At 67.0% G+C, this 12,040-nt stretch carries 6 protein-coding genes and 2 pseudogenes; 1 reads left to right on the forward strand and 7 read right to left on the reverse strand.

The features are described from left to right. Nucleotides 1-2,042: 2,042 nt before the first annotated feature. Nucleotides 2,043-2,962 (reverse strand): annotated as a pseudogene (locus IPI67_14110) (exopolyphosphatase). Between the two features lie 1,124 nt (nucleotides 2,963-4,086). On the opposite strand from IPI67_14110, the pseudogene IPI67_14115 reads away from it, so the two are divergent. Then, nucleotides 4,087-4,307, forward strand: a pseudogene (locus IPI67_14115) (BolA/IbaG family iron-sulfur metabolism protein). Nucleotides 4,308-4,521: 214 nt separating this feature from the next. Here the strand turns inward: IPI67_14115 and IPI67_14120 are convergent. The 6 genes from IPI67_14120 to IPI67_14145 all read right to left on the reverse strand — a co-directional run bounded on the left by IPI67_14120 (nucleotide 4,522) and on the right by IPI67_14145 (nucleotide 10,416). After that, nucleotides 4,522-5,652, reverse strand: a complete 1,131-nt coding sequence (locus IPI67_14120) for a PD40 domain-containing protein (GenBank protein MBK7581335.1) — start codon at nucleotides 5,650-5,652, stop codon at nucleotides 4,522-4,524. A gap of 427 nt (nucleotides 5,653-6,079) precedes the next feature. Further along, nucleotides 6,080-6,349, reverse strand: a complete 270-nt coding sequence (locus tag IPI67_14125) for a hypothetical protein (protein ID MBK7581336.1) — start codon at nucleotides 6,347-6,349, stop codon at nucleotides 6,080-6,082. A 13-nt stretch (nucleotides 6,350-6,362) separates the two neighbouring features. After that, nucleotides 6,363-6,974 carry a hypothetical protein gene (locus IPI67_14130; protein ID MBK7581337.1) on the reverse strand — a complete coding sequence of 204 codons (612 nt, stop codon included), beginning with the start codon at nucleotides 6,972-6,974 and terminating at the stop codon, nucleotides 6,363-6,365. Nucleotides 6,975-8,098: 1,124 nt separating this feature from the next. Continuing rightward, the gene (locus IPI67_14135; GenBank protein ID MBK7581338.1) at nucleotides 8,099-8,953 is read right to left on the reverse strand and encodes a hypothetical protein; all 855 of its coding nucleotides are present in this window, start codon (nucleotides 8,951-8,953) and stop codon (nucleotides 8,099-8,101) included. Between the two features lie 130 nt (nucleotides 8,954-9,083). Beyond that, nucleotides 9,084-10,094: a hypothetical protein gene (locus tag IPI67_14140; protein MBK7581339.1), complete on the reverse strand. Its 1,011-nt coding sequence runs from the start codon at nucleotides 10,092-10,094 to the stop codon at nucleotides 9,084-9,086. Between the two features lie 76 nt (nucleotides 10,095-10,170). After that, complete coding sequence (locus IPI67_14145; protein ID MBK7581340.1) at nucleotides 10,171-10,416, reverse strand: hypothetical protein; 246 nt, start codon at nucleotides 10,414-10,416, stop codon at nucleotides 10,171-10,173. Nucleotides 10,417-12,040: the final 1,624 nt, after the last annotated feature.

Consider the following 12,040-nt stretch of genomic DNA (forward strand, 5'->3'; position numbering starts at 1 on the left):
GATCCGAGCCGTCGGCAATCGCGACGTTGATGAGCTCGCCCTTGCCCTGTTTGTCCAGCTACGCGCACCCGGGGTTTTGTTGCCCACCGCCCCGCCGAGCACGAGTTTGTCGCCCATCTGAACCGGCGTGATGCCCGTACGACGGTTCGCCCGCCGCGCCCTACCTTGCGTTCGCCAGCGCTGCACAGCGCTCCGGGATCTTCAGGGCTACCGTCTGACTCGCCGCCGCGGCGTTGCGCAAAGAGCAGCAGGCGTCGCCGTGCCCGGCGTCTCGGCGCTGCCGCCGGCGTTCTTGTCTTTGTTGCGACAACGGCGCCCAAAGGCCGCGAGTGGGATGAGCGGTGCGATGAAGCGGAAGGTCGTTCGGCGGTTTCATGCGGTGTGCTTGCGCGCTCCGGCGCGCACGTCGGCGCAGGGAAGAAGCGCGGCCCCTGTTCGAGTCGCCGGGCGTGGGGTGAGCGGCGCCTCCGCGGCAACCGGGAAGCTCGCGCCCCGGCCGAAGTGGTCGATCCGGCCAGGTTTCGGCTTCGTGGCGACCTCGAGCGTATCGTCGGCGGCGCACGGCGGTTCGGCTCTGATTGCCCTCGTGGTTGCCACCTGGTTCGGCTGCGGGCGCTCGCCGGTCGCACCCGGGCAACGTGGGACGCTGGGCGCGCTGCCTCCGCACCTCGCGTTGCGCTTACTCCGGCCACATCATACGCAACGACCGTGGTCTTGATCACCGCGCTGGGCACCTGGGCCGCCAACCGCCCGAGGCCGAGCGCCTCGGCGAGAAAGATCCTCAGAGTGTCGTGGTCGACGGGGTGGCCGGCGTGCTCCTCGGCTACTCATCGCGCGGGAGCAGGCGTCAAAGCCGAGCTGCTCGCCGTTGCTGTTCGTTCGTTCGACATCTGGAAGGCGGGGGCCCATCGACGCGATCCAGCGCCTCCGAGCCGAAAGTGGGCATCGCTATGGCCCGACGACATCCTGGCCGGAGCTCTGGCAGGCGTCGTGGCGCTGGGTCGCGCGCTGACGTGACAGAGAGGTCGGGCGAGAGAGCGCGTGCTCGACACAAGTCAGGGCTGCGCGAGCAACCCACCGAACGCTTCGCGCATCACGCGCTCGGCCTCGGGCCCGAGGAGTCGCCGTGGGCTGCGCTCGAGAATAAAGGATCGAAGCGAACCGGAATGGCGGTGGGCTTCAGGCGCCCGCACACCGGTCATGCGTGGGTCGTGAGCTCAGGCTGTCCGCCGAGGATGGCGGCGACCGGCGTGCGCGCCGGCGAGGTGCCGCGCCGAGGGCGCCACCGGGATCCCGCCAGGATGACTCGGGGATAACGCTCGCGTTGGGCGGCGTGAAGCTCTTGTACCCGCGTCGCACCTTGTGGTATCCATCAGCACCACGTCGCTGGCATCGAAGCGTCCCGGATCTCGCCTGCCCTCGCCAGCGCGGCGCTTTGCGCGCTTCGGGCGACCGGGTGTCGGGCCCCCGTGAGTAGCGCCCGTTCTTGCCTCAAACGATCGCCTCGGACGCGATCAACGTGCCGAGGCTCGGCTCCCGCTCTGACCATGCGCGCGGGCGCCAAGGGATCCCCGCAGGCACCGTGCAGATACACGATGGCGCGGCGCGCGCTCGATGGCCCGTGCGCCACGGCAAGCTCCGCGTCACCGGCGACCTGCACGCTCCACGAAGACGCCGGGCTCGCCAACCCGTGCGGGCGCGGGCTGAGGTGGCCCGGATCGGAAGGTGCGTTGGGCGGGCGGCTGCCTGCCGGTACGACGGGGGGTGGGCGCGACCGGCGTAAGGCTGCAGGGAGGCGAGGGGTCGTGCGCAGCCCGGAGCCCGTGCCGCCGCGAGCGCGAGGGCGGAAAGCTCGGCGGGGCGCGCCAGCGCGGCGCCGAGAGGTGTACACTGCAAGGCGGCGAAGTACGGGCTGCATACCTGCTCTGAAACGCTGGCGCGCTCGGCGGGGCACGCATCAACGCGAAGGCTCAGGGTAGCGGCGGTGCGAGCGACGGCGGCGCGACGCGCGGCGCGCGCCAGGACTCAACCGTCCTGGTTGATCAGCTCGATGGGCACAAACCAGCACAGCCCGCCGCCTTGTCGTTCTCGACCTGGCGAGTGCCCGCGGCAACGGTGCCCGCCGCCGCCGCCGAACGTCAGCATCAGCTCACCAATATCCGGTACGCGAGCCGCGATCAGGATCGACTTTCCGACCACGGAAGATACCGTGTTCTTCTTCGAACACCGCAGGCACGTGAATCGAGATGTTGGTCTTGGGGTAGAAGCGCATAGATATGAGGCGGTTACCAGCGGAGATGGGATCTTCATCCGCAGATCAGGCACGACCAGGTTTGTCATGCACGGTCGAGCAACCTGGAGCTGCGCGCCAGCGGACTCTCCTCGTGCTCCCGGTAGAGGTCGATGCGCTCCTTGACGTCGGGCAGCTCGAGGATCGCTCGATGGTCTGGGTCCGGCAGGCGTCGATCAGCGCCATCATCAGCTGGTAGTTCGAGATGCGAAAGTCTCAAAGCGGAGCGAGTCCCGTCCGGGCATCCATCAGGAAGTTCAGAAGCGCCCAGCCCTCCGGGTGCAAGATCTCCGCTTCGCTGTACTGGAGCCGAGTCGCCTGGTCGACCGCCGCCATGATGTCGTCGCCGACATTCAGCAGCTTCGCCTTGCCCCCGAAGTAGTCGTAGACCACGCGCCGCCGACGCCGCCTTCCGGGTCGCAGATGTGATTGTCGCTTGCCCACCCGCGGGATCTCGCTGTGGTGGTGGTCGAAGACGAAGGTGCACTCCCTCGACGTACGGCAGGTTGGTCGAGATGTCCCGAGCGCTGACCTCGACCTTGCCGTCCTGCATGTCCTTCCGGGTGGACGAACGGGGATGTCGTCGATCGTGTCGAGCTCCTTCAGCAAGACAGCGCAGACCAGGCCGTCAGAATCGCTGCGGGTGACCAGACGGTACTTCTCGGTGCTCATGGGAAACTTCTGGCACGCCGGGACCCCGGCGAAATGGGAAGCGCGCCGCCCAGGGACCGCCGCCAAGTTGCGCGTTCTCCCCGGCGAGCTGGGCCAGCACCGGCCCTGGGGCTCCCGTCGAAAAGCGTGCTACGCAGCCAGACCCCATGGCCTCAGCGAAACCACACGCCAGCAGATCTCCGACTTAGTGAGCACCCACCACGTCCCTGTTATTCATGAAGGGAACGCGCGGCGCTCCCAGTGTGGAGTTCTCAGCCCAGGTCGTGCAGATGCTCGACGACCTCGTGCCCTTCACGAGACCGTGAACGTGCTCAGTCGCCCGGAGCTCCGAGAGGGCATCAAGGGTATTCCCAGTGGGCCGACCATTCCTCAGCTGTTCGTGGCGGGTGAGCTGGTGGGCGGGTGCGACATCGTGCGCAGGCTACACGCGGCGGGTGAGCTGCGAAGAAGCTGCTCGGCGTCGACGACAACGCGCCGCCCCGGCCGAAGGCATCACGCTGAGTGAGGGCGCCGAGCGTGCGTTTCGCGGCGTTCTCGGCGACGCCGGCGACGACGTCCTGGGGCTGAATCAGCGCCGACTTTCGCAACGACCTCTTTTCGGACCGCGCAGCCCGGCGACATCGAGGTGGTCTCACGGGGGGCTCACACTCCCCTCGACCGCGCGCGACTGCGCGACAGGCCGGCTCGGGGGACTCCAGATCGACTTCATCGAACAAACAACCGGCGGGGGTTCAAGCTGGAGAACCCCAACGCGCCAGCGAGGTGGAAGCAGATCGAACCGCAAGCGCTCGCAGCCCTGCTGGCGAAGAAGGTGCTGCTGTTCGACGTGAGGCCGGAGCGTGAACGCGCCCTCGCGAGCATTCCAGGGGACCGGGCGCTCGACGACGAGGGCAGGCTTTCCTGATGCAGCTCGACAAGGCGCAGCCGTCGCTCTACTGTCACCACGGCATCCGCAGCCGGGCGGTCGCGGAGCGATTGCTCGCTGCCGGATTCTCGAATGTGTCGACCTGGCGGGAGGCGTCGACGCCTGATTCCCAGACCGTCGATCCCAAACTGCCGCTACTGAAAGCCGAGACCATGTCGTCCCATCCCCCACTGGTTTTCAGGGCTCCGTCACCGACGCGCTGCGCGGGCCATCGAGCGGGATATCCCGGACTCGAAGGCCGAGGTCAGCGAGAGGCGGCGGCCACTACACGCTTCGGTGGTCTCCCCCCGCCTTTGCCGGCAAGGGGCTGCTCAGATCCAGCGCATGGTCTACGCCGCCATCACACACCTGATGAAGGGCGACATGGCGCCAGTGCATGCCATCGACACACTGAAGACCCGCACGCCCCCGACGAAGTGAGCCGTCGCGCTCCCCCGCGCGGTCCGCCCGCCCCCCCGCGCGAGACCGGTGGCCTCTCGCTTCGCAGAGGATTCACAGGAAGAAGACGGAAGGACCGAGATTTAGCAGGACTCAGAGAACTGCAGAACGACCGGGGGCATGCTCCGCTCAAATCCAATCCCACTGCCCTTCCGACTTCCTGTGAAATTTCTGCCTCTTCGATTTCGCCTTCAGCTCAACGAGACGACTGTTGGCGATGCCAATTCGATGATCGAAGCGCCGCCCGCAAACTCGAACGGCGGGCGGACGATTCGATGTCGGGAAGCAACTCGGTGGAACGCTCCGCTACTACTACCGGGATGCGGCCCGATTCTTCGCGGACCAGTTTTGGTACAGTACGGGCAAGCGCGGGGCCGACACGCTCGCCAACATGGCATCTACACGCCTGCGTGTCCCGCCCGACACGACCTAGCCTCCGTCGGCTGCGGCCGGCCGCGATGTGGACGAGGTACGTGTCCAGGAAGCCAGCGTCGTTGGCCAGTGACAGGGTTCCGACGACACCAGACGAGATGGGTTGTGGAAACGCCACCGGGCGCAACGGGTCCGTCAAGGCGGCGGGCTTCGTGCCGTTGGTGCTGAACCATACCGGCGCGGGGAGCTCCCAGATGAAGTGATCCGCAGGTAACTGAGTCGGGATGCCTGCCCAGGACTGCCAAGCCAGTCTGCCGTCCACCAAGCGAGGAAACGACTTGATGATGGGGTTCGTTGGAGAGTCCCACGTGACACGCGTGTCGTTCCCCGACACGAGGTCTCTTATGTAAACCTCTCCACCGCTGGGGTCGAGATACGTCGTAACCGCTCCATTTTGGCCCGGATCGCGCGTATCGATCCAGGCTGCGGTCTTGCCATCCGGCGAAATGCTCCCGGCGATATCCTCGAACTTGCTGCTGCCGAGCTTGGTGGTCGTGCCGTTGTCGAAATCAATTAGGTCCACGAACCCCTCACCGGCACACGTCGCCAGCCCGTTGCTTGCGCCCTCGATGATGATGCAACCGCCGCCGGGGATCGACTTGAGCGAGCCATCGCGAAGGTCGAAGCGATGCAGTGCATTCGGCGAGACCCGCTCCCAATAGACGTAGGGATGAGCGAAGCTGGTTGTAATTGCACCCGTTCCGTCCGACTTATCCCAACTGAACACGACCTTCGCTTCACCGGTCAGAAGCGACCGGACGATGAGAAGGCCACCCCACCAGGTCGTGACGCCATAGAAGGTCTTGCCGTTCGACACTGACGGCCCACCGCCGGCGCCAACGCCCTCCGGCCAACCCTTTCCATCGTCGACCACGTACTCGGTCTCCGTCTTCAAGTGCACCGCGTGCACTCGGCCACCGGGGACGACCTGAAAGACCGCCCACTCGTCATCGGCACGCGGGCGGCGCTGGCCAGTGCCCTCGGGCTCCGTTTCCGCAATCACCTTGCAGCCCGCACCACAGCCCTTTGCACGCCGCGGCCCGGACGGCACGACCTCGAACGACGCCGGTTTCGTGTCGCCACACCGGATCCCAGGGTGGCGTCGGGTGATCGGGAGGCGAGTCGAGCTCCACATGCGGCTTTCCCGTCTCGCTCGCGGCATCGACGTCGGGTGCTGCGTCCGGCTTTGGCGACGTGCTCTCTGCCGGACTCGAGCAGCTGCCGAAGCTGCGCGCCAATGTCAGAACGGCCGCGCCGCCAAGCGCGACGCCAAGCAAGCGCGCGATGGCTACTGTGCCAGCCACGCCACCTCCACCCGAAGGCTACCCACCGTCCGGGCTTGCGGGCCAAGCGATGTGGACGAGGTACGTGTCCAGGAAGCCAGCGTCGTTGGCCAGTGACAGGGTTCCAACGACACCAGAGGAGATGGGTTGTGGAAACGCCACCGGGCGCAACGGGTCCGTCAAGGCGGCGGGCTTCGTGCCGTTGATGCTGAACCATACCGGCGCGGGGAGCTCCCAGATGAAGTGATCCGCAGGTAACTGAGTCGGGATGCCTGCCCAGGACTGCCAAGCCAGTCTGCCGTCAACCAAGCGAGGAAACGACTTAATGATGGGGTTCGTTGGAGAGTCCCACGTGACACGCGTGTCGTTCCCCGACACGAGGTCTCTTATGTAAACCTCTCCACCGCTGGGGTCGAGATACGTCGTAACCGCTCCATTTTGGCCCGGATCGCGCGTATCGATCCAGGCTGCGGTCTCTTGCCATCCGGCGAAATCTCCCGGCGATATCCTCGAACTTGCTGCTGCCGAGCTTGATGGTCGTGCCCTTGTCGAAGTCGATCAGATCCACGAAGCCTTCGCCGGCACACGTCGCCAGGCCGTTGCTCGCGCCCTCGATGATGATGCACCCGCCACCTGGAAGCCACTTGAGCGATCCATCACGCAAGTCGAACCGGTAGATGGCGTCCGGTGGGCCAAACTCCCAGTAGGCGAATGGATGCGCGAAGGACGTCGTGATGGTTCCGGCAGAACCGTCGCTCGATGAGACGATCTTGGCTTCGCCCGTGGTGAGCGACCGGACGATCCGCAGGCTCCCCCACCACGTCCTCACCGTATAGAAGATCATGTCCTTCGAGACCGACGGACCGCCCCCTGCCGCGACCCCCTCCGGCCACCCCTTCCCATCGTCGACCACGTACTCCGTCTCCGTCTTCAAGTGCCGCATGCACTCGCCCGCCCGGAACGACCTGAAAGACCGCCCACTCGTCATCGGCACGCAGGCGGCGCTGGCCAGTGCCCTCGGGCTCCGTTTCCGCAATCACCTTGCAGCCCGCACCACAGCCCTTTGCACGCCGAGGCCCGGGCGGCACGACCTCGAACGACGCCGGTTTCGTGTCGTGCCACCGGATCCCAGGGGTGGCGTCGGGTGATCGGGAGGCGAGTCGAGCTCCACATCCGGCTTGCCCGTCTCGCTCGCGGCATCGACGTCGGGTGCTGCGTCCGGCTTTGGCGACGTGCTCTCTGCCGGACTCGAGCGGCTGCCGAAGCTGCGCGCCAATGTCAGAACAGCCGCGCCCCAAGCGCGACGCCAAGCAAGCGCGCGATGGCTACTGTGCCAGCCACGCCACCTCCACGCCGCCGCTCAGGCGTGACGCGCGCCGGTAGGGGCCGCTCTGCTCGCTCTCGACCCAGTCGGCGACGTCGTGTTGTCCATCGAGCGTCATCGCGGCGCCGAGGAGGAGGACCCCGGATCCGTCTTCTGGTGCGGGTGCTTCCCGACCACGTACACGCGATCCGAAGTGGCGCGAAGGTCCAGGACCTTGCCGGTCACGCTGGTGACGTCAGAGCGAGAGTTGTCCGGACGCATCCCAGGTCAGCCGGAAGACGTCGTTGCCGTGCGCGAAGCTCGACGTGCTTCCCGTCGAAGGTCACGCGCGACGGAGGTCTTCACCCGCGCCCCCGCGGCCGGCGGAAGCGTGCACTGCTTTCCGCTCTTCTTCGGCGCAGTCGCGCTCCACTTTCCCTTGACCATCGCGAGCTCGATCTCGCTCGCAACCCCGAGCGCGCCAGTGTCGTTGGGCTGGAGTAGCGCAGCGCCGTCCGGTGGCGACGAGCCAGCCGCGGAGCCCGACGCTGGCGATGCTCTCGGTCCGGCAGATCGCAATCCCGCTCTGGAGCACCTGAAGGGCTCCGTCCACCATGGCGGCTCTGGCCACTTGCTTTGCGGTGGCCGCGAGGACGGCGTTGTCGCGCACCGCAATCGCGGTGATCGGTGCGCTCAGGTCGACGCTGGCCCACGAGCGCGGCGCCACCCTGCTCGAGGAGCGACCAGCGCTCGAGCTACTGGCCGCGAGCGATCCAGAGCGTCGAGTGCTCTCGCGCGATGTCGCGCGCCGCGGCACCGGGGAGCACGAGCGAAGCGGCGGCCTGCTCAGTGCGACCGAGCTCGCAGGTGCCAGCGGCGCAGGCGGCACCAGGCGTTCGCCACCGGTCGCCGCCGCTGCGCAGCGCTCGGCGATCGAGCCGTCGGCGCAAAGTGCGAGCGCGCGCCTCTTTGGTCGCCATGTCGGCCTCGACCCAGCCCCCGAACTCCGAGCGTCGCACGGAGTGCACGACGCCCGTACCCGCGACGTAGCCCGGTGCGCTCCACCAGATCGCCTCGCCGGTGAAGCCGCTGGCGAGAACGAGCCCGCTCGGATCGAGCGCCTGCGCCACTGGCGTTTTATCTGCCACGAGGCGCTCGGCCACGCCATGCCCCGCTCGCAGCGACCACAGATCGGCGTGGGCAGCGCCGTCCGCGCCGACACCGCCGCCGTAGATCAGGCCCTCGCCCTGAACGTCCCAGCTCAGAACAGGGCGAGCGCGTGCCGGGAGCTGCCCGGAGGGGACGACGGTCTCGAAGTGCCCGCTGCGCCAGTCGATGGCGATGACGTCGCTCGCGAGCGCGGCGCTCGATTCGCCGCCTGCGCGATAGAGGCCGTGCTCGCGCAGCACGTAGGCCGCATTGGCGCGCGCCGGAAGAGCGGCGGGGAGTGCGATCTCCGTCCACGATGCCGCGTCGACATCGAAGGAGCGAAGCCACGCAGGCGCTCCCGCCCGCTCCTCCCCGAACGCCACGACGTGCCGGCCGTCCTCGGAGCCAAGGAAGAAGTCCGCGCGGGAAGTGCCCGCGGGCGCGCTCGCCGATCCAACCACCGAGTAGACGACGACGCTCTCATCGACACCGACTGGGGCCAGGATCCAAATCCGATCGCCGAGCGCGTCGGAGAAGCCGTCGGGCGCAGGCGAGCGCTGGCAGCGGCCACGAGCCGCGAAACCCGCATCGTCAGGGGCCGGCAGGGAGCGCGGTGATCTGCCAGCCCGCACTGACCTCGGGCGGTCCGCAGTTGCTGATGAGGCAGTCGAGGAAGCGAGCCCACCGTCCGGCTGCACGACCTGCACGGCCTGGGTCAGCCCCGAGGCGAGCTCGACGACCTTCACCGCGGCCGGGTCGACGGTGCTCTTCACCACCGCGCGCAACGCCGCGCCGAGCGGGTCGAAGCACTTCTCGATGGGGATGCACTTGCTGTACGGGATGAGCCAGACCGACTGGGCCGGAGGTGTCCCGTAGAGGTGCTTGCACTCGCTCGGGATGTTCTTGTTGAGGCCGAGGTGGGGTTCGGACGGCTGCGCGAACGATTCGCTGAAGTGCGTGCGGAGGCTGCCCGTGCGGCGGAGCTTGTCCTGAGCCGAGAGCTTGCTCTCGGATTTCAGTCGGATCGTCGGAGCGGATCCAAGGATCCACGTCGGCGTGCTGGCCCACGGGGCGGTTGAAGGTCTTTGCCTTCGGCGCGAAGACGTCGCTGTCCTGGGGGAAGCTCGTGCCAGGGATGACGCCGTCCAGGAAGGTGCGCGTCGCGAAGGTGAACCCCACCGTCGACTTCGCGTAGCTGCCGCCGAACGCGCCCTGCCCGAGCTCGAACCACTCGGGACGGAAGTGCCCGGGGTAATTCGTGCGCTCGGTGATCCACTCCCAGCCCAGGTGGTAGACTTTGGGGGTCAGGTCCCCGGGGACCTTGGGGCAGGTCTGGCCGGGTGGGCAGAAGGCGGAGGCGGCGACGGGCGCGGTGGTCGTAAACGGAATGCAGTGGTCCACTGCGACCCCGCTGACGATGTCGGTCTTCCGCGCGCAATTGGGATACTCTTGAGGGAACCAGCTCCGATTGGTGTTCAGTTGCTGCGGTAGCGGCGACGCCCGCGGGCACTCGCCGGTGTCCTTGTCGAAGCACACGACCTCTCTCACCGCGGGGCTCTTGTCGAACGCGCTGCACGCGCAGCGGCGCGGGTCCACGCGCACGGCCGCGCCGTGCTTCTTTGCTCCTCCTCCAGGCGCTGCGCGCAGGTCCCACCGCTGAAGGCGAGATCGTTCGAGCTCACGCCGCGGAGGGGGGACCGCGTCGACCCGGATCTTCGACTCCCCGAACTGCGTGGTGCTGGCAGACGTCGCCCGTCACCAGACCGGCGTAGGCCGGCTCTTGCCAGATCTTGGCGTTCTCGTATGGATCGCAGAGCGAGCCGCGCTCGATGAATCCGGTGTCGTTCGGGCGCGGCCGGTAAGGCGAGAGGTCCTTCCCGTCGTCGTCGTAGGCGCCGTAGCTCGCGTTGCCGGTGTCGCTCACGAACACTGATTTTTCGGCCCAGAGGTTCCAGTTTGGGAGCTGGTCGGCGGAGCCGCCCGGGGTGGCTGGGCAGAAGTCGGCTCCGTTCGTGACCGTGTCCTGGTCCGTGTCGAGCCACCCGCGGCGCTTCGGATCTTCGAGCAGCCCGGCGCTGGCGCGTAGGCGCGCAGGTTGTGGGGTCGCGTAGCCCTTCCCGATCCCGTGTCCCGGTAGTTGGGGGTTCGGGTCACACGCCTTGCCGACGCCGTCCCCGTCCGGATCAGGTGATCGAACGTCGCCGAGGGCTGCGTCGGGCAGAGGTCCTCGAAGTTGAAGGAGCCGTCGTCGTCAGTGTCGAGGTTCTTGGCGCCTTTGCGACCGACGATCTGGGGAAGTGGGGTGGACTCGCAGCCGTTCTCGAACAAGCCGCCGCAGAAGAGGTTACCGCTCAGAAAAGACGATCCAAAATAGATCGAGCTGATGTTTCCGATGAATTTCGAGGAGTGAGGCGCGCCCGCAGCAGGTTCTTTCCCGGTCTCCGGCAGTTCCAGGGGACCGTACCGGTGCCGTGTCGATGCCGGAAGAGAAACGCACAGAGCCCCACCCGCTCGGCAGGAGCCGCAGAAGAGGCAAGCATCGGCAGGAGGCTTCGGCGGGCAGGTCGTCCCAGCGGCGGGGCGCAGTTGCACGCGAGGTCGTGGACCAACTTCGCAGACGCGCAGGCGCTTTGACCCAGTCTTCGCCTACGGCGTTGCCCGAGCCACCCGCGAAGGTCTCCGTTGCTGAACACGAGGGCGCCGAGTGGTGAGCGGGTAGTGCATCTTGAGCACGGGAGGGACCGAGGCGCCTGTTCAAATGCGACTTGTTCACATCTTGATCGGAGTCCAGAAGCCAAACACCAGGCTCGCTGCAGTCTTCCCAGTAGCGCTCGACTAGAAATACGGGATGACGTTGGTGGTAAAGTGATCTTGCCCACGACGAAAGCACGATCGGATGGCCGTCCGGATCGAGCGCGAGGTCTCGACTTCAGGCCAGCGCGCGCACATGCTTGCGGTACACGTTACCCAGTCCCGAGTCTTCATCCGGAGCATTTTTCGCTCCAGGTCACGTCGGATCGGCGAAATTAACACCACACTTGTATCCCGCCTGCGCTCGGGAACGAGCTCATGCACCAGCGCGCCGTCTGTTCTCCGGTGACTCGACCACGACAGTCAGGCTCGTGCTGTCACCCGGATGCGCGTTCGTCCTGGCCGAGGAACGAAGGAAGTGATCGTAGTAGCCCCATCGCGCTGCGCCAGAAGCGCATCGCGTAGGTGATCTCGACGACGAGCGTGCCGCTCTCTCCCAGCAGGGCGAGGCGTTGAACGCGACGAAGGGCTCCCTGCCCTCCGGGAACTGCGCACCGGACAAGGCGTGCCGCTCGCCCGGCCGCAAACCGAAGGACTGGCACGAAGCGCTCGGCAAGCGGTCCCTCGATCTCAATCTCTGTCGAGCCCGTCATCGTCTTCGTCGATCTCGCACTTTCGAGGGCCGACTGGCGCGTCGCTCGATGCGGAACGAACGGTGAGCGCGAAACGACTCCCAGACCCGGCTTCCGCCGGGTAGTACGCCGGCGTCAGCGCGAGCGCTGGGTCATGACGCTGGC

The organism is Myxococcales bacterium, from assembly GCA_016706225.1.
GTDB lineage: Bacteria > Myxococcota_A > Polyangia > Polyangiales > Polyangiaceae > JADJKB01.